General features: G+C 61.9%; 20 protein-coding genes. 8 read left to right on the forward strand and 12 right to left on the reverse strand.

Annotated features, from left to right (window positions below; genetic code table 11):
• Positions 1–45: 45 nt before the first annotated feature.
• A complete protein-coding gene (locus ACQ4WO_RS20995; protein ID WP_034753347.1) occupies positions 46–537 on the reverse strand; it encodes a YqaA family protein in 492 nt (163 codons plus the stop codon).
• A 201-nt stretch (positions 538–738) separates the two neighbouring features.
• On the opposite strand from ACQ4WO_RS20995, the gene ilvA reads away from it, so the two are divergent.
• From ilvA to rapZ, 5 genes are all read left to right on the forward strand, one after another.
• Complete coding sequence (gene ilvA, locus ACQ4WO_RS21000; RefSeq protein WP_436483103.1) at positions 739–2,274, forward strand: threonine ammonia-lyase, biosynthetic; 1,536 nt, start codon at positions 739–741, stop codon at positions 2,272–2,274.
• A gap of 80 nt (positions 2,275–2,354) precedes the next feature.
• The gene (gene queF, locus ACQ4WO_RS21005) at positions 2,355–3,197 is read left to right on the forward strand and encodes an NADPH-dependent 7-cyano-7-deazaguanine reductase QueF (protein ID WP_436483105.1); all 843 of its coding nucleotides are present in this window, start codon (positions 2,355–2,357) and stop codon (positions 3,195–3,197) included.
• Positions 3,198–3,529: 332 nt separating this feature from the next.
• Positions 3,530–4,012, forward strand: coding sequence for a PTS sugar transporter subunit IIA (locus ACQ4WO_RS21010; protein WP_034753339.1), 483 nt, complete (start codon positions 3,530–3,532; stop codon positions 4,010–4,012).
• A gap of 36 nt (positions 4,013–4,048) precedes the next feature.
• Positions 4,049–4,984: an HPr(Ser) kinase/phosphatase gene (gene hprK, locus ACQ4WO_RS21015; protein ID WP_034753337.1), complete on the forward strand. Its 936-nt coding sequence runs from the start codon at positions 4,049–4,051 to the stop codon at positions 4,982–4,984.
• Positions 4,985–5,226: 242 nt separating this feature from the next.
• Positions 5,227–6,090, forward strand: a complete 864-nt coding sequence (gene rapZ / locus ACQ4WO_RS21020; protein WP_436483107.1) for an RNase adapter RapZ — start codon at positions 5,227–5,229, stop codon at positions 6,088–6,090.
• Here the strand turns inward: rapZ and ACQ4WO_RS21025 are convergent, their stop codons facing one another.
• The 8 genes from ACQ4WO_RS21025 to ACQ4WO_RS21060 form a co-directional block, all read right to left on the reverse strand.
• A complete protein-coding gene (locus tag ACQ4WO_RS21025; protein ID WP_436483109.1) occupies positions 6,091–7,176 on the reverse strand; it encodes an enoyl-CoA hydratase/isomerase family protein in 1,086 nt (361 codons plus the stop codon).
• Positions 7,177–7,313: 137 nt separating this feature from the next.
• Positions 7,314–7,673: a ribosome hibernation-promoting factor, HPF/YfiA family gene (gene hpf, locus ACQ4WO_RS21030; RefSeq protein ID WP_086139003.1), complete on the reverse strand. Its 360-nt coding sequence runs from the start codon at positions 7,671–7,673 to the stop codon at positions 7,314–7,316.
• Positions 7,674–7,742: 69 nt separating this feature from the next.
• A complete protein-coding gene (locus ACQ4WO_RS21035; RefSeq protein ID WP_072457685.1) occupies positions 7,743–9,221 on the reverse strand; it encodes an RNA polymerase factor sigma-54 in 1,479 nt (492 codons plus the stop codon).
• Positions 9,222–9,225: 4 nt separating this feature from the next.
• Positions 9,226–9,981, reverse strand: a complete 756-nt coding sequence (gene lptB, locus ACQ4WO_RS21040; RefSeq protein WP_034753325.1) for an LPS export ABC transporter ATP-binding protein — start codon at positions 9,979–9,981, stop codon at positions 9,226–9,228.
• On the reverse strand, positions 9,981–10,562 hold the full coding sequence (gene lptA, locus ACQ4WO_RS21045) for a lipopolysaccharide transport periplasmic protein LptA (protein WP_128141118.1): 582 nt from the start codon (positions 10,560–10,562) through the stop codon (positions 9,981–9,983). The genes lptB and lptA overlap by 1 nt, the downstream gene beginning before the upstream one ends.
• 25 nt (positions 10,563–10,587) lie before the next feature.
• Positions 10,588–11,199, reverse strand: coding sequence for an LPS export ABC transporter periplasmic protein LptC (gene lptC / locus ACQ4WO_RS21050; RefSeq protein ID WP_139092212.1), 612 nt, complete (start codon positions 11,197–11,199; stop codon positions 10,588–10,590).
• Between the two features lie 42 nt (positions 11,200–11,241).
• Positions 11,242–11,775: a KdsC family phosphatase gene (locus ACQ4WO_RS21055; protein WP_046681707.1), complete on the reverse strand. Its 534-nt coding sequence runs from the start codon at positions 11,773–11,775 to the stop codon at positions 11,242–11,244.
• Complete coding sequence (locus tag ACQ4WO_RS21060; RefSeq protein ID WP_374106893.1) at positions 11,775–12,809, reverse strand: KpsF/GutQ family sugar-phosphate isomerase; 1,035 nt, start codon at positions 12,807–12,809, stop codon at positions 11,775–11,777. Before ACQ4WO_RS21060 ends, ACQ4WO_RS21055 begins: the two co-directional genes overlap by 1 nt.
• An 84-nt stretch (positions 12,810–12,893) precedes the next feature.
• Between ACQ4WO_RS21060 and ACQ4WO_RS21065 the strand changes: the two genes are divergently transcribed.
• The gene (locus ACQ4WO_RS21065) at positions 12,894–14,873 is read left to right on the forward strand and encodes a monovalent cation:proton antiporter family protein (RefSeq protein WP_436483112.1); all 1,980 of its coding nucleotides are present in this window, start codon (positions 12,894–12,896) and stop codon (positions 14,871–14,873) included.
• On the opposite strand, the gene ACQ4WO_RS21070 is transcribed toward ACQ4WO_RS21065, so the two are convergent.
• The 3 genes from ACQ4WO_RS21070 to ACQ4WO_RS21080 all read right to left on the reverse strand — a co-directional run bounded on the left by ACQ4WO_RS21070 (position 14,874) and on the right by ACQ4WO_RS21080 (position 18,133).
• Positions 14,874–16,031: a GGDEF domain-containing protein gene (locus ACQ4WO_RS21070; RefSeq protein ID WP_436483114.1), complete on the reverse strand. Its 1,158-nt coding sequence runs from the start codon at positions 16,029–16,031 to the stop codon at positions 14,874–14,876. It abuts the gene before it with no gap.
• A gap of 34 nt (positions 16,032–16,065) precedes the next feature.
• Positions 16,066–16,917, reverse strand: a complete 852-nt coding sequence (locus ACQ4WO_RS21075; RefSeq protein WP_436483116.1) for an MOSC domain-containing protein — start codon at positions 16,915–16,917, stop codon at positions 16,066–16,068.
• A 121-nt stretch (positions 16,918–17,038) separates the two neighbouring features.
• Positions 17,039–18,133, reverse strand: a complete 1,095-nt coding sequence (locus tag ACQ4WO_RS21080) for a type II asparaginase (protein WP_139092215.1) — start codon at positions 18,131–18,133, stop codon at positions 17,039–17,041.
• A 133-nt stretch (positions 18,134–18,266) separates the two neighbouring features.
• On the opposite strand from ACQ4WO_RS21080, the gene ACQ4WO_RS21085 reads away from it, so the two are divergent.
• Both ACQ4WO_RS21085 and ACQ4WO_RS21090 read left to right on the forward strand, forming a co-directional pair.
• On the forward strand, positions 18,267–18,659 hold the full coding sequence (locus ACQ4WO_RS21085) for a hypothetical protein (RefSeq protein ID WP_436483118.1): 393 nt from the start codon (positions 18,267–18,269) through the stop codon (positions 18,657–18,659).
• Positions 18,656–19,492 (forward strand): MipA/OmpV family protein, encoded by an 837-nt coding sequence (locus ACQ4WO_RS21090; RefSeq protein ID WP_436483120.1) that lies wholly within the window; start codon positions 18,656–18,658, stop codon positions 19,490–19,492. The genes ACQ4WO_RS21085 and ACQ4WO_RS21090 overlap by 4 nt, the downstream gene beginning before the upstream one ends.
• Positions 19,493–19,498: the final 6 nt, after the last annotated feature.

Consider the following 19,498-nt stretch of genomic DNA (forward strand, 5'->3'; position numbering starts at 1 on the left):
CGAACTGCCCAAAATGGGGCAAATCGGCGTTGCAGGCAGACCCGTTCAGGCCAGCATCTGGCCGATCCGGTGCCATACGCCATCGGGCACGTACAGCAGCAAGCCGGTCATGGTCAGGTAGCGCGCGCATTTGCCGACGGCCATGTAGGCGACGCTGGGCCAGAACGGCAGCTTGAGCCAGCCCGCCAGGGTGCACAGGGGGTCGCCCACGAGGGGCAGCCAGGCCAGCAGCATGGTCTTGGCGCCATAGCGGGCCAGCCAGCGGAACCAGCGCGTGTCGCGCTCCTTGGCAAACGCCTGCTTGGCCCGGTAGCCGAGCCAGTAGTCGACGATACCGCCCAGGGTATTGCCCAGGGTGGCGACGCCGATGGCGGCCCAGAACAGCGCGGGATTGGCCTTGATGACGGCAAACACGGCCGGCTCCGAGCCGAGCGGCAACAAGGTGGCGGAAATAAAGCTGATCAGAAAGACCGATGTCAGCCCGACTTCCGGTGCGGCGATCAACTGCAGCAGCCAGGCGATTGCGGATTCGATCATGGAACACTTCACGATGCAGTAAGGCTCTCCATTATAATGAAGAGCAGCCTGGGCGCCGCACACATCGCGCCGGCCGGCAAAGGCATACCCGCCCGTAGTTCCACAGAGCATTATTGTCGCCAGGCTATCCGCCGCCGCGCCGCCGCTATCGACAGACACGCTCCAGACCCTTTCTGGCCCAGAATCACTTGCTTGCAGACTATGAACATCGACTACCTCAAGAAAATCCTGACCGCCCGCGTCTATGACGTCGCCACCGAAACGCCGCTGGAACTGGCCCCTGCCCTGTCGCAGCGCCTGAACAACCAGATTTACTTCAAGCGCGAAGACATGCAAAGCGTGTTCAGTTTCAAGATTCGTGGCGCCTACAACAAGATGTCCAAACTCAGCGAAGCGGAACGCAAGCGCGGCGTGATTTGCGCCTCGGCCGGCAATCATGCCCAGGGCGTGGCCCTGTCCGCCGCGCGCATGGGGTGCCGTGCCGTCATCGTCATGCCGACCACCACGCCGCTGGTAAAGGTCGAGGCGGTCAAGGGACGGGGCGGCGTGAACGTGGAAGTGGTGCTGCACGGCGAGTCGTACACGGATGCCTACAACCATGCGCTGACCCTGGAAAAGGAGCAGAAGCTGACCTTCGTGCACCCGTTCGACGATCCGGACGTGATCGCCGGCCAGGGTACGATCGGCATGGAAATCCTGCGCCAGCACGCCGGCCCCATCCACGCCATCTTCGCCCCTATCGGCGGCGGTGGCTTGATCGCCGGCATTGCCGCCTACGTGAAACAGATTCGCCCCGACATCAAGATCATCGGCGTGCAAAGCGTCGATTCGAACGCCATGGCCCGCTCGATGAAGGCCGGCGAACGCGTGACCCTGAACGACGTGGGCCTGTTTGCCGACGGCACGGCCGTGCGCCTGGCTGGCGAGGAAACCTTCCGCCTCGTGCAGGCATATGTCGATGAAATCATCACGGTCGACACGGACGCCATCTGCGCCGCCATCAAGGATGTGTTTACGGATACGCGCAGCATTCTGGAACCGTCCGGCGCGCTGGCCGTGGCCGGCGCCAAGGCCTATGTGGAGCGGGCCAGCCTGACCAAGCACCCCGTCAACAACGAAGCCCTGATCACCATCGCCAGCGGCGCGAACATGAATTTCGACCGGCTGCGTTTCGTCGCGGAACGGGCTGAACTGGGCGAATTTCGCGAAGCCGTGTTTGCCGTCACCATGCGCGAACAGCGGGGCAGCTTCAAGCGTTTCTGCTCGCTCATCGGCGCGCGCAACGTGACGGAATTCAATTACCGCATCAGCGATGAAAAAGCCGCGCACGTATTCGTCGGCATCCAGATTGCCGACCGGCATGAGTCGAGCGTGCTGGCGAAAACCTTCGAGGAACACGAATTCAAGACCCTGGACCTGACCCACGACGAGCTGGCCAAGTCGCACATCCGCCACCTGGTGGGCGGCAAGAGCCGGCTGGCCCAGGACGAGCTGCTGTACCGCTTCGAATTCCCCGAGCGCCCGGGCGCGCTGATGCGTTTCCTCGACAGCATGGCGCCGAACTGGAATATTTCCCTATGCCATTACCGCAGCCAGGGCGGCGACGTGGGCCGCATCCTGATCGGCCTGCAAGTGCCTCCCGATGAGATGGGCGAGTTTGCCCGCTTCCTCGATACCCTCGGGTACCGTTACTGGGATGAGAGCAGCAATCCCGTCTACAAACTGTTCCTCGGCTAAATGGCGGAATTCACCCCGGTATTGGTACTGGGGTGAAATAGGCTACCATGCGTCCTTGACTGAATTCACGCCACACGACCATGACCACCACCAACGATCTCGCCGGACAATCTCCCCTGGGCAAAAGCTCCGCCTACCGCACCGATTACGCGCCGGAATTGCTGTTTCCGATTCCGCGCCAGGGCAAGCGCGACGAGCTGGAGCTGCACGGCACACTGCCGTTCTTTGGCCTCGATATCTGGAATGCCTACGAACTGTCGTGGCTGAACCAGCGCGGCAAGCCGCAGGTGGCCATCGCCAAGGTCAGCGCGCCGGCCGATTCGCCGAACATCATCGAGTCGAAATCGTTCAAGCTGTACCTGAACTCGTTCAACCAGACCAAACTGGACAGCCCCGAAGCGCTGCTGGCCCTGCTCAAGCAGGATTTATCGAACGGTTTCGGCGCGCCCGTGCAAGTGGAACTGACCTTGCAGGAAGATTTCGGCAAGCTGAAAATGGGCGAGTTCGACGGCGTGCTGCTCGACCGCCTGGACCTGGAAATCACGCAATACACGCCTTCGCCGCTGCTGCTGAAAGCTGCCCTGAATGAAGCGCCCGTGGAAGAAAAACTCGTTTCGCACTTGCTCAAATCAAATTGTCTGGTGACGGGCCAGCCCGACTGGGGCAGCGTGCAGATCGACTATGCGGGGCCGCAGATCGACCAGGAAAGCCTGTTGCGCTACCTGATCGGTTTCCGCGAGCACAATGAATTCCACGAGCAATGCGTGGAGCGCATCTTTGTCGATATCTTGCGTCAGTGCAAGCCGCAAAAACTGTCCGTGTATGCGCGCTACACGCGCCGCGGCGGCCTCGATATCAATCCATGGCGCAGCAACTTCAGCACGGGAGCGATGCCGGGCAATCTGCGCAACGCGCGCCAGTAACACGCACAACACCGCAAAACCATGCCAACAGGAATGTTGGCTGTGTTTTAAAACAACGTTGCAGTAGTGCCGCAGAGCATGTCACAGACGCTGAAAAATTGGAAAATCGGCATTCGGCGGCGGAAAAACCGGCGCGCCGCGTGTTTTTAATCAGGAAATAGCCGATACACGCCGATGTTATTTTTTTGCTAAAATGATGGTCACGTGGGCTGTAGCGCCCACTGCGCCCGTAGCGGGCGTATACTGTTGAGAATTGGCGTTACAGGCCGCCGAAACAGGCCTATAATTCGGCTCGCAAGCCCTCTGCGCATTGCACCATTTCATTGAGTGTCATGACTAATCTTAGCAAAATACTATCCCTCGAAAACGTCCTGCTGGATCTGGAAGTCTCCAGTAAAAAGCGCGCCTTCGAGCAAGCCGGCCTGATCTTCGAAAACAATTACGGCATCGCCCGCTCTACCGTTTCGGACAATCTGTTTGCCCGCGAACGCCTGGGCTCGACGGGTCTGGGCCATGGCGTGGCCGTGCCGCATGGCAGAGTCAAGGGCAGTAAAACCTTGAAATCGCCGCTGGGCGCCTTTGTGCGCCTGGCCGAGCCGATTCCCTTCGAATCGCCCGATGGCAAGCCCGTCAATCTGCTGTTTTTCCTGCTGATTCCCGATCATGTCACCCAGCAACATCTGGAAATCCTGTCGGAAATCGCCGAAATGTTTTCCGACGATGCCTTCCGCACGGCGCTGGCCACGGATCCGGAACCGAAATCCGTGCACTCGCGCATCGTCAATTGGCAACCCAGTCTGCAAGCGGCGGGTTAAACTTCAGGTATTCCTCCACTCCTGAAGAAGACTGCCATGTTGCAAACGCCGCTGACGATACAACGCCTGTACGACGACAATCGTGAAAGTCTGCAACTGGGCTGGTTCGCCGGCTTCCCCGGCGGCGAGCGCCTGATCTCGGGCGACGTCTCGTCGGCCGCCGACCAGGTGGGCCACTTGAACCTGATCCATCCGGGCCGCATCCAGGTCTTCGGCCACCAGGAAATCAATTACTATCAGCGCCTGAAGGTCAATACGCGCACCCACGTGATCGGCGAGCTGATCGCCGGCGGTCCGCCCGCGCTGATCATCGCGCAGGGGCTGGAAACGCCGCCCGACATCCTCGCCATTTGCGACGAGCAAAACATTCCCCTGTTCTCCACCCCGCTGCCGGCCGCGCAAGTGATCGACTTTCTGCGCGTCTACCTGTCCAAAAAACTGGCGCAGCGCATCATCATGCATGGCGTGTTCATGGACGTGCTGGGCGTGGGCGTGCTGATCACGGGCGATTCTGGCCTGGGCAAGAGCGAGCTGGGGCTGGAACTGATCTCGCGCAGCCACGGCCTGGTGGCAGACGACGCCGTCGAATTCTCGCGCATCGCGCCGAACATGATCGAAGGGCGCTGCCCGCCCCTGCTGCAAAACCTGCTGGAAGTGCGGGGCCTGGGCTTACTCGACATCAAGGCCATCTTTGGCGAAACGGCCGTGCGCCGCAAGATGCGCTTGAAACTGATCGTGCACCTCGTGCGCCGCAACGCGCTGGAAGAAGAAGTCGAGCGCCTGCCTTTCCTGTTCCCCACGGAAGACGTGCTGGGCTTGCCCGTGCGCAAGGTCGTCATCCCCGTCGCCGCCGGCCGCAACATCGCCGTGCTGCTGGAAGCGGCCGTGCGCAATACGATTTTGCAGCTGCGCGGCATCGATACCTTGCAGGAGTTCATGGAAAGACAAAGACTCGCAATGAGCGGGGATTAGCCACGTAGGTCGGATTAGCGGGGCAAGGCCCCGCGTAATCCGACGACATTGTTAGCGGGTGTCGGCAGGAGCCCTCGCTTGCAAGCGAGGACCGTTACGCAGGCACGCAGCCATGCTGCATGAATTCCCTGCTGCACCGCTTTGCGCTAAGCCGACCTACGAAATACACATATGAAATTGCAATAATTTGTAAAGATAATTGCCTTGGAGCAGAGTACCGATCTTTATTGTATGATCGGGCTATGCATATCGTCCTTATCACCGGAATATCCGGCTCCGGTAAATCCGTCGCGCTCAATGTGCTGGAAGATACCGGCTACTATTGTGTCGACAACCTGCCACCGGCCTTGCTGCCCAGCCTGGTGCAAACCCTGCTCGACGAAGGTACACCGCAACTGGCCGTCGCCGTCGATGCGCGCAGCGCCGAGTCGCTCGTCAGCTTGCCGCATAATGTGGCGCTGCTGCGCGACCAGGGGCACGACGTCAAGGTCATGTTTTTGACGGCCACCACGCATTCGCTGGTGGCGCGCTTCTCGGAAACGCGGCGCAGCCATCCGTTGTCGCATGAATTGCGCCCGAACCAGAATCCGGCCAGCCGCCGCACACTGATCGAGTGCATCTCGGAAGAGCGCGAACGCCTGTCGGCCATCGAACAGCTGGGCCACGTGATCGACACGTCGGAGCTGAGCGCCAACAAATTACGCGCCTGGATCAAGGATATCGTCGCGTCCGAACGCGCGCCGCTGACCCTGTTCTTCGAATCGTTCGCCTTCAAGCTGGGCGTGCCGCTGGACGCCGATTTCGTCTTCGACGTGCGGGCCTTGCCGAACCCGTATTACGACCTGGCGCTGCGCCCGCTCGACGGCCGCGACGCGCCCGTGATCGCCTTCCTCGACGCGCAGCCGAGCGCGCTGGAACTGCTGGCCGACATCCGCACCTTCATCGAGAAATGGCTGCCGTCATTCAAGTCCGACAACCGCAGCTACCTGACGGTGGCCCTAGGCTGCACGGGCGGCCAGCACCGCTCCGTGTACATGGCGGAACGGCTGGCGCAATACTTCGGCCCGAATGAACGGGTGGTCCTGCGCCACCGCGAACGTAGCTAGTTAATTCAGGTGGCGCAGCGGATGCGCTGACGCCGGCCAGACGGGTGCGAAGAAGCGCGCCACCATGGCCGCGTCGACCTCGTCCAGGCTTGATGGATTCCAGCGCGGCGCATTGTCCTTGTCGACCACCAGCGCGCGCACGCCCTCGAGCACTTCGCCATGCTCGAAATTATGGCGCACCACCGTGCGCTCCAGACGCAGACAATCGGCCACGCCCAAGTGAGCCCCCCGCTGCAGCAATTCCAGAGTCACCGACATCATCAAGGGTGAGCGCAGGCGCATGGCCGCCAAAGCCTTGCCGGCGAACGCGCTGTCGTCCTGCGCCAGCGAAGCCATGATGGCCGCCACGGAGCCCGCACCGAAATGGCGGTCCAGCGCCGCGCGCGCCGCCGCCAGCGAGGAAACGCCTGCCTGTGCCTGGAATGGCGCCGCCAGCGCCTTGATGGCCACCGGCAAGGCCTCGCCCGGCGTCGACTCGAACAGGGCCAGCAGCGCCCCCGTCTGCGCCTCGGGCAGGTAGACATCGGCCAGGTCCGTGTACAGGGCGTCGGCCGCGCTGATCGTCAAGCCCGTCAAGCCCAGGTACAGGCCCAGCTGGCCGGCCAGGCGGGACAGGAAATAGCTGCCGCCCACATCGGGAAACAAACCAATATTGACTTCAGGCATGGCCATGCGCGTGCGGCCCGTGACGATGCGCAAGCGGTTGCCGGGCCCGGCTTGCGCCACGCCCATGCCGCCGCCCATCACCACGCCATCCATCACGGCGATATACGGTTTCGGATAGAAATGAATCACATGATTTAACGCGTATTCTTCTGTAAAGAAATCTTCCAGCAAGGCGCTGCCGCCTTGCGGCGTGGCCAGGCCCGCATCGTAAAAGAAACGGATGTCGCCGCCTGCGCACAGGGCTTTCTCGCTGCTCGAGCGGATCACCACGGCGTCGACCTGCGGATCGTCGCGCCAGGCCAGCAGGGCCGCGCTCAGGGCGCGCACCATCTCCAGCGACAGGGAATTCAAGGCCTTCGGACGGTCGAGCACGATATGCCCCGTGCGGTTGCGGATGGAAGTCTGGACGAAGTCGCTCATGGCAGGCGTGAAAGAAGTGAAAGTACAAACATTCTAGCGCCTGCGCGAAGGAACATTGCGTTCAAAAGGTAGGGGCGCAAAAAAGGGCGCAATGTGCGCCCTTAGTTGATCACAACCGGTTGAAAGTCGCGGGCCGCTTAGGCGGGGGCGAATTCTTCTTCCGAGCTGTCTGGCAGATGCTTGATCGCCTCTTTACCGTGCCCTTGCACTTTGGTTTTGTATTTCATCACTTGCCTATCGAGCTTGTCGATCAGGGCATCGATCGCGGCATACAGGTCTTGTGCCAGGCTTTCCACATAGACTGTTTTGCCACTTAAACGCAGGTTGACTTCGGCCTTTTGACGTTTTTCTTTCTCTTTGAGGTTATCCACGGTCAGAATCACGGCGATATCGATAACTTGATCGAAATGACGTTTCACGCGCTCCAGCTTCGTTTGTACGTATTCACGGATGGCTGGTGTCACTTCGAGATGATGTCCGCTGATGGTGAGATTCATACACACTCCTAAAGATGATCGGGTTCGTGCGGTCCATCCTATCCGGCCCGCAGAGGAACCGAAAAAAACTTACAAACACTTACGCAGGCTCACTGGCGGAATTTTCAACGCTTCCCGGTATTTGGCAACAGTACGTCGCGCAATCACCATGCCTTGTTCCCCCAGCATGTCCGCAATCTTACTGTCGGATAAAGGATTTTTAGGGTCTTCTGCTCCTGTCAGTTGCACGATCAATGCCCGTATCGCCGTCGATGACGCTTCGCCCCCCGCTTCGGTGGCGACGTGGCTACCAAAGAAATATTTCAACTCGAACATGCCGTGCGGGGTCAGCATGTACTTTTGAGTTGTTACCCGCGAGATAGTACTCTCGTGTAAACCCAGTGTATCAGCTATTTCACGGAGCACAAGGGGGCGCATGGCAACGGCTCCGTGCGAGAAAAAGTTCTTTTGTCTTTCTACTATCGCCTGTGCGACGCGCAGGATCGTGTCGAAACGCTGGCGCATATTCTTGATCAGCCACTTGGCTTCCTGCAACTGTGCGCCCATGGCGCCCTCGCCCTTGCCCTGCTTGAGCAAGTTGGCATACATGGCATTGACGCGCAGGCGCGGCATGACGTCGTTGTTCAGGGTCACTTGCCAGCCATTGCGCGCGCGCTTGACGACGACGTCGGGCACCACGTAATCGGACACGTCCGATGCGAATACGGCGCCCGGATGCGGATTGCACTGGCGAATTACCGTCTGCGCTTCGCGCAAGTCTTCATCGTCGCAGTCGAGGGCTTTTTTCAACTTGTTGAAATCGCGCTGGGCAAACCAGGCCAGGTGCTTTTCCACGATGACGAGGGCCATGCGCCGCGTCACCATGGCGATGTGCGGCAAGCGCTTGATCTGCAGCGCCAGGCATTCGGACGCATTGCGCGCGCCCACGCCGGGCGGATCGAAACTTTGCAGCAGCGACAAGGCCGTGCGCATCTCGTCGGCATCGATTTCCAGCTCTTCCGGCAGACGCGCCAGGATGTCGTCGAGCGTCTCTTCCAGATAGCCATTGTCGTCGAGCGCGTCGATGATCAGCTCGACCAGCGCGCGGTCGCGCAACTCGAGCACCGTCACGCGCATCTGCTCCATCAGGTGTTCGCGCAAGGTGCAGTGATGGGCCTCGAGTTGCGGGCGCGAATCTTCATCGTCGGGCGCCTTGCCCCGGCTCGCCTCGCTCCAGTCGCTGTCGCCGCCATCCGCCGCGGCCGGGCCCTCGCCCGCCTCGCCGTCAAAGGTTTCCGCTTCGGCCGGCGCGGCAGGCGCCTCCTGGCCTGGCGGCTGGGGCGGCGCTTCGGCCGGCGCGGCCGTGGAGCTCAAGGCCCCGTCGGACAGCAGGCGCAGCGAACGGTCGAGCGGATCGTCGAGGCGCTCGAGCAAGGGATTGTCCGTCAGCAGTTGCTCGAGCTCCTGGTGCAATTCCAGGGTCGACAATTGCAACAGGCGTATCGATTGCTGCAACTGCGGCGTCAGTGCCAGGTGCTGCGAAGTGCGCAGCTGCAATGATTGTTTCATTGGCTTACATGCGGAAGTGTTCGCCCAGATAGACCCGGCGTACCGACTCGTTCGCGATAATGTCGTCGGGGCGTCCCGACGCCAGTACCGAGCCCTGGTTGATGATGTAGGCACGGTCGCAAATACCCAGCGTCTCGCGCACATTATGATCGGTGATCAACACGCCGATATTGCGCTCCTTCAAGAAGCGCACAATGCGCTGGATCTCGATCACGGCGATCGGATCGACGCCGGCGAACGGTTCATCGAGCAGCACGAAACGGGGATCGGTGGCCAGCGCGCGGGCGATTTCCACGCGGCGGCGCTCGCCGCCCGACAGGGACAGGGCCTGGTTCTCGCGCAGCTTTTCAATCTGCAAATCGGCCAGCAGTTTATCCAGGCGCTCCTCGATCTCGGCCTTCTTCAAAGGACGGCCTTCGACGGTCTGGATTTCCAGCACGGCGCGGATATTGTCTTCCACCGTCAGCTTGCGGAAGACGGACGCTTCCTGCGGCAGATAGGACAAGCCCATCTGCGCGCGGCGGTGGATCGGCAGGCTGGAAATGTCCACGCCGCTGATGTCGATGCTGCCGCCGTCCGACGGCACCAGGCCGACGATCATGTAGAACGAGGTGGTCTTGCCGGCGCCGTTCGGGCCCAGCAAACCCACCACTTCGCCGCATTCGACTTGCAGCGAGACATCATGCACGACTTGCCGCTTGCCATAGGTTTTTTGCAGACCGCGAACGATCAGGGTGCTGCCGCAACGAGTATTGTCCATTATTTCTTTCCTGGCGCAGGCGTGGCCGGCGCTTTCTCCGCTTGGGGCGCCTTGGTCTTCGGCTGGATCACCATGCGCACGCTGCCGCCATCGGAGGTGCTGGTGCCGCTGTCGGAATTTTCCATCTTGAATACTTCCTGGCGGCTGTCATACGAGATGAAGGCGCCATTGGCCACGTCGGTCACTTTCGTGCCTTCCAGGCGCGTCAGCTTGGCTTTGGAAAACAGTTTCACCACTTCCGTCTTGTTGTCGTATTCCACGCGCTCCGCCTCGCCTTCGACCCACAGGTCGCCCGCGCCATCGCGCTTCTGGCGGAAGGTGGCCAGCTTGCCGGGATCGGCCCAGAAGGTAATGAACTGGTAGCCTTGCGGGTCTTCCGTGATCAGGGCCCGGCCCGCCTTCATGGTCAGGGTGCCCTTGACCAGCACGACGTCGCCCGTCAGGGTACGCACTTGCTTGACGTCATCGACGTGGCCGCTACGTGCCGTGATGACGGCTTCCTTCTCGGAATCGGCCTTCTCGGCATGCGCCACGCCCATGATGGCCAGCGAAAATACGGTCAACAGCAAGATATTCTTCATAGTAGGGTTTCCTTGTTTCATTCTGTCATTGTGCCGCCGCGGCCGGGCGCGGTTTCGGCGGGAGGACCATGCGCAGCGCATTCTGCACTTCCACCACGCCGGTGGCGTTATTGGCCTTCATGCCGATGCCATTGAGGCGCGAGGTGCCCGTCAGGATATCGACAGGCACGTCCGTTTCCATTCTTTCCTCGTCCGGAAACACCGTCAGCGCCTCCGTCCTGACTGTCAGGTTCTGCGCCTTCGGACTGGCCGCGCGGTCGATCACGACCTTGCGGTGCAGTTGCAGCCGGGTATTGTCCTGGTCGATATGCGCCAGTTCCGCATTCATGTTCAACGGCGGCATGCCGGGCGTGAGCTTGCGCACGAAGGGCTGGTCGATATCGGACGAATCGTCCAGCGGATAATGCGTGAGCTTGTTGCCCGACACGATATAGCTGGGCTTACCCGTCAGATCCATGCGCACCAGACTGAAATTGGTGATGAAATAGTCGGGCTCATCCAGATGCTTGCTGGCCTTGATATCCTGGCTATTCTTGTTCATCACTTCGAGCAGCCAAAAGCTGGCCAGCGCGACAACAACCGCGCCCAGCAGGGTAAAAATCGTGCGCCAGCGATGGGCGCCTCCTGGCTTACGCATAGGGTTTCACTCTTTCAAATATCACTGGCGGCAAGGTGCGCCTCACTCCAGGAACGGCGCCATGACGCGCGCATAGTTGTCCTGGGCGCGCAGCAGGAATTCGCAGATTTCGCGCACCGCGCCGCGGCCGCCGCCGGCCTGCGTCACATGGTGCGCCAGGTCCTGCGCTTCCGGACGCCCGCCCGGCACGCTGACGGCAAAGCCCACGCGTTTCAGGATGGGCGCATCGATGACGTCGTCGCCGATATAGCCGCATTGCTCTTCCGTCAAGCCCGTCAGCGCCAGCAGTTCGCGAAACGGCGTCAGCTTGTCGTGTCCGCCCTGGTGCACATGGGTAATGCCCAGGTCTTGCGCGCGGCGTGCCGTAATGGCCGAGCGGCGCGCGCTGATGATGGCCGTCTGCACGCCCGATTCCTGCAGCAGCTTGATGCCCAGGCCATCATACACATTAAACGTTTTCATCATCTCGCCGTCCGGGCCGAAATGCAGGCTGCCGTCGGTGAGCACGCCATCGACGTCAAAGATCATCAGTTTGACCTTGGCCGCGCGCGCCAGGTTGTCCGCTACGCTGTCCATCAGATCACCTTCGCTTGCGTCAGATCATGGATATGCAGGGCGCCCACCAGCTTGCCGTCGGCATCGACGACCAGCATCTGGTTGATGCGGAACTGCTCCATCACGGCCACGGCATCGACGGCCAGGCGTTCGGGCGCGATGCTGCGCGGCTGCGCATGCATGACGTCGCGGATCGCCACTTGCGTGAAATCCTGCACGCGCTCGAACATGCGGCGCAAGTCGCCATCCGTAAACACGCCCACGGGGCGGTTGTCCGCATCGACGATGGCCGTCATGCCCATGCCCTTCTTCGTCATTTCTTCCAGCGCCTGCAGCAAGGATGCCTCTACCGGCACTTTCGGCACCCGTTCGCCGCTGCGCATGACGTCATGCACGTGCGTGAGCAGGCGGCGGCCCAGGGCGCCGCCAGGGTGCGAGCGGGCGAAATCTTCCTCCTTGAAGCCGCGCAAGTCGAGCAAGGCCACGGCGATCGCGTCGCCCAGGGCCAGGGTGACGGTGGTGCTGGCCGTCGGCGCCAGGTTCAGCGGACAGGCTTCTTTCTCAACAGAAATATCCAGGTGCACATCGGCCAGCTGGGCCAGGCTGGAATTCGGTTTGCCCGTCATGGAAATCAGTACGCCGCCCATGCGCTTGACGACGGGCATGATGGCCATCAGCTCGGACGATTCGCCCGAATACGATATGGCAATAAAGGCATCGTCCGAGGTAACCATGCCCAGGTCGCCATGGGCCGCTTCGGCCGGATGCACGAACAGGGCCGGCGTGCCGGTGGAAGCGAGGGTGGCGGCAATCTTGCGCGCGATATGGCCGGACTTGCCGATGCCGGAGACGACGACTCTTCCTTTGCATTGCAGCAACAGCGCCACGGCGCGGCCCACGCTGTCGTCCGTAGCCAGGCGCGCGTGCAGCGCAACGATGGCGTCGGACTCGATCTGCAAGGTGGTGCGGGCCAGCGCGACAGCGCGCTCGGTCGTCGCTTGCATGTCAATTCGATCAAAAGCTTTCAGCATTGTTTTTTCATGGGTTACACTCATGCCCAAAGTATAAACGAATTAGGAAAGCAAAAAACTTGCCAGTCACAACAAACAACGATTTCCATTGACCGTACCGGGCAACCCATGTTTTCCTCGCTTGAACTGACCCTGATGTTACTCGGCAGCGCCGTGCTGGGCGTGGTCGCTTTCAGAATGTTGCATTTGCCGCCCATGCTGGGCTACCTGGCCGTTGGCATCGTCATCGGCCCCCACGCGCTGGGCCTGGCAGCGGAAAACGAAGCCAGCCACACTTTGGCCGAGTTCGGCGTCGTCTTCCTGATGTTTTCCATCGGACTTGAGTTTTCTCTGCCCAAGTTCCTCGCCATGCGGCGCATCGTCTTCGGCCTTGGCATGGCGCAGGTGGTCACCACCATCATCGCCACCGTCGTCTTCGGCTGGTTCGTCGGGCGCTACCTGTCCGCCTACATCCACCTGAGCTGGCAAGCCGCGTTCGCCCTGGGCGGCGCGCTGGCCATGTCGTCGACGGCCATCGTCTCGAAAATGCTCACGGAGCGGCTCGAACTTGAAAGCGAACACGGGCGCAAGATCATCGGCATTTTGCTGTTCCAGGATCTGGCCGTCGTGCCGCTGCTGATCCTCATTCCTGCCCTCACCCGCGATTCGGACAACCTGGCCGAAACCCTGGCCTGGGCCGGCGGCAAGGCCCTGGTCGTACTGATCTTGCTGCTGTTCATCGGCCAGAAGATGGTGCGCGGTTGGCTGACCATCGTCGCCAAGCGCCGCTCGCAAGAGCTGTTCATGCTCAACCTGCTCCTGATCACCCTGGGCGCGGCCTGGATCACGGAACGGGCCGGGCTGTCGCTGGCCCTGGGCGCGTTTGTTGCCGGCATGCTCATTTCCGAGACGGAATTCAAGCACCAGGTGGAAGAGGATATCAAACCCTTCCGCGACGTACTGCTGGGCCTGTTCTTCATCACCGTCGGCATGCTGCTCAATATCCGCGTGGTGCTCGATAACTGGTGGCTGGTGCTGCTCTTGCTGTGCGGTCCCGTGCTGCTGAAATTCGCCCTGATCGCGGGCCTGGCGCGGCTGTTCGGGTCCAGCAATGGCGTGGCCCTGCGCACGGGACTGGGACTGGCGCAGGCGGGCGAGTTCGGCTTCGTGCTGCTGAACCTGGCTGGCGGCATCAAGCTGATGGACCCGTTCGTCGTACAGGTGGTGCTGGCCTCGATGGTGCTGTCGATGCTGGTGGCGCCCTTCCTCATCGCCAAGTCGGACGCTATCGTCATGAAACTGGCGGCCAACGACTGGATGATGCAATCGCTGGCGCTGACCAGGATCGCCACGCGTACCATGGCATCGCAGAAACACGTGCTGATCGCCGGCTTCGGGCGCAGCGGGCAAAGCCTGGCAACCCTGCTGGCAGAGGAAAAGATCGAATACCACGCGCTGGACCTGGACCCGGAACGGGTGCAGGATGCGCAGCTGGCCGGGGCCAACGTGTCATATGGCGACGCGGGCCGGCGCGAAAGCTTGGTGGCGGCCGGCATCTACCGGGCCAGCGCCGTCGTGATCACGTATGCCAACACGCCCTCGGCACTGAAGTTATTGCACCTGCTTAACGAAATGGCGCCGACCTTGCCCGTCATCGTGCGCAGCCACGACGATACCGACCTCGACCAGTTGAAGAAGGCAGGCGCGGCCGAAGTGGTGCCGGAATTGATGGAAGGCAGCCTGATGCTCGCTTCGCATGCCTTGATCATGATGGGCGTGCCCTTGCGCCGCGTGGTGCACCGGGTGCAGGCGGCGCGCGAGGAACGCTATGCCTCGCTGCGCGGCTATTTCCACGGTTCCAGCGACGCGGGCGACGATGCCGAGCTCGAACGCCTGCATACGGTTACCGTCAGCGAAGACGCGCATTGCGTGGGACTGCCCTTGAGTGCGGTCGACGTGGCCGGCTGCGGCGCGTTTGTGACGGCCATCCGCCGCGGCCGCGGCCGCCTAGACGTTACGCCCGAGACGCAGCTGGCCAGCGGCGACGTGGTGGTGTTGCGCGGCACGGCCGACGCCGTGGCCAAAGCCGAGACCTTGCTGTTGAAATAATCAGTCGCGCTGCGCCGACCAGCTGACGACCTTGTTGCGGCCATCGGCCTTGGCCTGGTACAGGGCCTGGTCGGCGTGCGCCACCAGTTGCTGCGCCACCGTTTCAATCGGCAGCAGCGCCGCGTCCGCTTCCAGGCTGGCCACGCCGATCGACACGCTAACCCCCGCCTGCGCGCTGCCCGGCAAGTCGAACATGGTGCCGGCGATGCTGGCGCGGATGCGTTCGGCCACGAAGGTCGCGCTGTCGAGATCGGCATCGATCAGCAGCACGACGAATTCCTCGCCGCCGAAGCGGCCCAACGCATCGGAGCGGCGCAATTCCGTGCGGATGCGCGTGGCCACCTCGCGCAGCACTTCATCGCCGCCCTGGTGGCCATGCGTGTCATTGACCAGCTTGAAATGGTCGATGTCGATATACATGCATGAAATACAATAATTCTGGCGCCGCGCGCGGGCAATTTCTTCCAGCAAGCGGCGGTCGATATAGCGCCGGTTGTAGACACCCGTCAGGGAATCGGTCAAGCCGATGTATTTGAGCATTTCATTGCTGATCACGTTTTCCAGGCAAATGGCGATGATGGACGCCATGTGCTTGATGAAATCCGTGCCCAGCGCGGGCGTAAAGCGCGTCACATCGCTGCTGGCCAGGTTCAGGCTGCCAATCAGGCGCTTGTTGCGCAGCAAGGGCACCAGCGCCACGCTGCGCAGCGCGTCGATCTGCGGAAAACGCGGGCCATGCACGGCAGCATCGAAGGCACCGAGCAGCGGCGATGGCGGCAAGGCCGCTTCGCCCTCGGCCACGGGCTTTGGTGCGGCAAAACCCAGCTCGGCCACGGCATGCACGAACAGCAACTGCGGGAAGGCGCTGAAATCGACGCCGAGCTTTTCCATCACCAGCACGATATCGTCATCCTCGTCGAGCAGGCTCAAAGTGACACCGTCGAGGTCGGAAATCACGGGCAAGGTGCGGAAGATGGTGCCGATCAATTCAGGAAACGTGGACGCGCTGACGATTTCCAGGTCGAACGCCTGGTGGCGGCACATGATGTCATGGTTGCGCTCGGCCTGTTCCAGCAGGAAAGCCATGCGTGCGCGCAAGGCCTGGTTTTCGGCTTCGAGGCTGGCAATGCGCGGGTCCGGCGGTATTGCTTGATTCATAGAAACCTTAAACCCTTGTATGCGGGCGCCATGCTTAAAATGCCAGTTCGAAACCGATGTCCTGCCCCACCACGATACGCTCATCGCCGCCTTCGGTGACGATGGCGTTCATGCCGAAGCAGATGGCGCCGTCGAGCTCGGGCTTGGCGCGATAGCCATGCATGACGTCGAGCGGGTCGGGTCCGGGCACGCCCGTGGCCTGGTCCACCGACGGAATCGGGCAGCGCGAGCACGGCTTGACGGGTTTCAATGTAGTCGCGCCGAATTGCAGGAAGTCGGCGTAGTCTTCCTCGAAGGCGCCGATATCGCCGATGACGAGGTTGGGGCGGAAGCGGTTCATCGGCAGCGCTTCGCGGCCGGCGGCGCGCAGCTTGTCATTCACGTCGGCCAGCGAAGCGGCGCCGGCGATCAGCACCGGGTAGCCATCGGCAAACATGGTCGAGGCGGCCACGCCATCGGTCCATTTGGTGCTGGTGGCGCGCACCACGTCCGGGTGAAAACGCGCCAGGCGGCACGGCACGCCGATGGCGTTGGAAAACCAGGTGGCCGTGACGTCGTCGCAATCGTAGGCGCGCACGCAATCGTCCCACACCTGCACGTCGAGCATGGGCGCCAGTTGCGGATGCGGCAAGCCCAGCTCGATTTCCAGGCGCAGCATGCCCGGTGCGCGCAATTCCAGGGTGGTGGCCTTGATGGACGGCACGATCAGCGCCATGCGCGGATGCTCGCGCTGGGTCAGAAAGCGACCCTGCTCATCGACCACCATCCATTCGCGGTCGAACACGTGCTCGCTCATCAGCCCTGAACGCGTCAGGACCGCCTCGCGCAAATGGATGCCAGCGCACGATTTGATGGGATACAGAATGATGTCGGACAGGATGGCCATGAACCGGAGACAGTGTTGCTGCTTCTGTCAGGAAATTATTCAGAAGCGAAGTATGGCAGCAAAGCGGGCAAGCGTAAATCAGCCAAGTCCAGCCGATGAGGCTGGCTTGGCGCGGAAATGATCAATACGTGTAGAAAATACGCTGGATTTCTTGTGTGCTATTCGTTTTGGTCAGGGCCAGCATCAGCAGGATGCGGGCTTTTTGCGGGTTCAGGGTGTCGGAGACGACACTATCGAGTTCGTCGTCATTGGCTTCGCCATTGCGCGCCACGATGCCCTGGCCGACTCGGCTCGAACGCACGATCAGCACACCCTTCTGGCGCGCTTCCACCAGAGCCGGCTTCATTTGCGCGGCCACGCTGCCATCGCCCACGCCAGCGTGGATGATGCCCTTGGCGCCAGCGGCGATGAAGGCGTCCATGCCGACACGGTTCATGTTGGCGTAACCGTAAACGATGTCCACTTGCGGCAGAACATCGAGCTTGCTGATGTCAAATTCCGATTCCAGCGTGTGCTTGCGCGTCGACTGGCGGTAGAAGAAAGGCTTGCTGCCCTGGATGTAGCCAAGCATGCCCAGTTCCGGCGACTTGAAGGTATCCGTCGTCGAGGTGTTGGTTTTGCTCACTTCGCGCGCGGCGTTGATCTGGTCGTTCAAGGCCACCAGGACGCCCTTGCCCACGGCTTCCTTGCTACCGGCCAGCAACACGGCGTTGTACAGGTTGATCGGTCCGTCAGCCGAGATGGCCGTCGATGGACGCATGGCGCCCACCACCACGACCGGCTTGTGGCTTTTCACGGTCAGGTTCAGGAAATACGCGGTTTCCTCGATGGTGTCGGTGCCGTGCGTGACGACCACGCCATCGACATCGTTCGAGGCCAGCAGCACGTTGATGCGCTTGGCCAGGGTCAGCCAGTGGCTGTTGCCCATGCTTTCACTGGCGATCTGAAACACTTGCTCGCCTTTTACGTTTGCCACTTTCTTCAGTTCCGGCACGGCCGCGATCAGGCGTTCGACGCCCACGGTGGCCGAGGTGTAGCCGACGGTGGTGGTGCTGTCGGCGCCGCTGCCGGCGATGGTGCCGCCCGTTGCCAGGATCACCACGTTCGGCAATTTGACGGCCGCTTGCTGCGCACGCGCAGGCGAGGCCGCGACAAAGCCCATCAGCAAGGTAGCCAGCATCAGCTGTGCACAAGAATGAAATTTACGTGAAAACATGGTGCTCCTGTTCGGTGATGTGTCAAAGATAACAAAGTCGTGTGCAAATTATATGTCATCAGTGCTACAAAAAAGCCCCGATTCACGCGTTCAGCGCAAACGTGCGCCCCTTCCCATGCGCTACAGTGGCGCCATGTCCACACTCCTGTCCTTCCGGTCTTGCCTCGTCCTGCCGTTCGTCCTGATGGCGCTGGGCGCCTGCGCCACGCAAATCGAACTGCGCACGGCGGCGCAGCAGGAGCAGTACGCGCGGGAAGCGGCCAGCCAGGGCGACTGGGCGCAAGCCATGCGCAACTACGCGGACGCCGCCGGCAATGCCGAACTGGGCCATGGCGATCTCGCTTGGCAGGCGCGGTTGCACCACGAGGCCGGGCGCGCCGCCAGCGCCGCCTGCCGCGACGACGCGGCCGCCTTTCATTTCCGCCGCGCCATCGCGCTGGCAAAGCAGACCCGTACATCGAGCGCCCTCAGCGACAAGGCGCTGGAGTCGCTACAGGCCGGCAAACCTTGCACAGTCCTTCGATGAACACCGCCCGCACCTTGCTGGCCGCCTGCGCCTTCTTCGCCGCCATGGCGCCGGCGCAAGCCGCCGAAGCACCGCTCCCATTATGGGAAGCGGGCGTATTTGGCGGCACAGCCGTCACGCCCGCCTATCCCGGCGCCAGCGAACGCTCGACGCGCAGCCTGGCCCTGCCCTATCTGGTTTATCGCGGGAAAGTGTTGCGCGCCGACCGCTCGGGCGTGGGCGCGCGCCTGCTCGATACGGACCGCCTCGACTTCGATATCGGTTTTGCCCTGTCCTTGCCGGCCCGCTCCAGCGACGTGCCGGCCCGGCGCGGCATGCCCGACCTGGGCACCTTGGTGGAATTTGGCCCGCGCCTGAAAATCAAGCTGGCCGAGCCGACGCAGCACAGCCGCCTGGGCCTGGAACTGCCGTTGCGCGCCGTCATCGAAGCGCGTGGCGGCCTGCGCCGCAAGGGCGCCACGTTCGAGCCGCGTTTCGTGTATGGACTGCAAGGCGAGCAGCAGGCATGGCATGTGGACGCCAGCCTGGGCGCCGTACTGGGCAATGCCGCCATCAATGATTATTTTTATGGCGTCAGCCCCGCGTTTTCCACCGCTCAGCGGCCAGCGTATGCGGCAAAAAGCGGGCTGATGCTCACGCGGCTGGGTCTGGGCGGTTCGTACCGGCTGCACCGGGACTGGCGCGCCTTTGCCTTTCTGCGCTACGACAGCTACACAGGCGCAGCCAACCGCGCCAGCCCCCTGCTGCGCCGGAACAGCGGCACCTCGGCCGGCATCGGACTGATGTGGACGTGGCGGCGCTCGGACAGCCTGGCGCGGGGTGCGGACGAGTAACGGCAA

The organism is Janthinobacterium aestuarii (assembly GCF_051380835.1).
GTDB lineage: Bacteria > Pseudomonadota > Gammaproteobacteria > Burkholderiales > Burkholderiaceae_D > Janthinobacterium > Janthinobacterium aestuarii.

Coding starts and splice junctions, on each gene's coding strand:
- ACQ4WO_RS21065 (WP_436483112.1), top strand. CDS start 12,894: ATGTTTTCCTCGCTTGAACTGACCCTGATGTTACTCGGCAGCGCCGTG.
- rapZ (WP_436483107.1), top strand. CDS start 5,227: ATGCATATCGTCCTTATCACCGGAATATCCGGCTCCGGTAAATCCGTC.
- ACQ4WO_RS21075 (WP_436483116.1), bottom strand. CDS start 16,917: ATGGCCATCCTGTCCGACATCATTCTGTATCCCATCAAATCGTGCGCT.
- ACQ4WO_RS21085 (WP_436483118.1), top strand. CDS start 18,267: ATGTCCACACTCCTGTCCTTCCGGTCTTGCCTCGTCCTGCCGTTCGTC.
- ACQ4WO_RS21060 (WP_374106893.1), bottom strand. CDS start 12,809: ATGAGTGTAACCCATGAAAAAACAATGCTGAAAGCTTTTGATCGAATT.
- ACQ4WO_RS21055 (WP_046681707.1), bottom strand. CDS start 11,775: ATGGACAGCGTAGCGGACAACCTGGCGCGCGCGGCCAAGGTCAAACTG.
- hprK (WP_034753337.1), top strand. CDS start 4,049: ATGTTGCAAACGCCGCTGACGATACAACGCCTGTACGACGACAATCGT.
- ACQ4WO_RS21025 (WP_436483109.1), bottom strand. CDS start 7,176: ATGAGCGACTTCGTCCAGACTTCCATCCGCAACCGCACGGGGCATATC.
- ilvA (WP_436483103.1), top strand. CDS start 739: ATGAACATCGACTACCTCAAGAAAATCCTGACCGCCCGCGTCTATGAC.
- hpf (WP_086139003.1), bottom strand. CDS start 7,673: ATGAATCTCACCATCAGCGGACATCATCTCGAAGTGACACCAGCCATC.
- lptC (WP_139092212.1), bottom strand. CDS start 11,199: ATGCGTAAGCCAGGAGGCGCCCATCGCTGGCGCACGATTTTTACCCTG.
- ACQ4WO_RS21090 (WP_436483120.1), top strand. CDS start 18,656: ATGAACACCGCCCGCACCTTGCTGGCCGCCTGCGCCTTCTTCGCCGCC.
- ACQ4WO_RS21080 (WP_139092215.1), bottom strand. CDS start 18,133: ATGTTTTCACGTAAATTTCATTCTTGTGCACAGCTGATGCTGGCTACC.
- ACQ4WO_RS21010 (WP_034753339.1), top strand. CDS start 3,530: ATGACTAATCTTAGCAAAATACTATCCCTCGAAAACGTCCTGCTGGAT.
- ACQ4WO_RS21070 (WP_436483114.1), bottom strand. CDS start 16,031: ATGAATCAAGCAATACCGCCGGACCCGCGCATTGCCAGCCTCGAAGCC.
- lptB (WP_034753325.1), bottom strand. CDS start 9,981: ATGGACAATACTCGTTGCGGCAGCACCCTGATCGTTCGCGGTCTGCAA.
- ACQ4WO_RS21035 (WP_072457685.1), bottom strand. CDS start 9,221: ATGAAACAATCATTGCAGCTGCGCACTTCGCAGCACCTGGCACTGACG.
- lptA (WP_128141118.1), bottom strand. CDS start 10,562: ATGAAGAATATCTTGCTGTTGACCGTATTTTCGCTGGCCATCATGGGC.
- queF (WP_436483105.1), top strand. CDS start 2,355: ATGACCACCACCAACGATCTCGCCGGACAATCTCCCCTGGGCAAAAGC.
- ACQ4WO_RS20995 (WP_034753347.1), bottom strand. CDS start 537: ATGATCGAATCCGCAATCGCCTGGCTGCTGCAGTTGATCGCCGCACCG.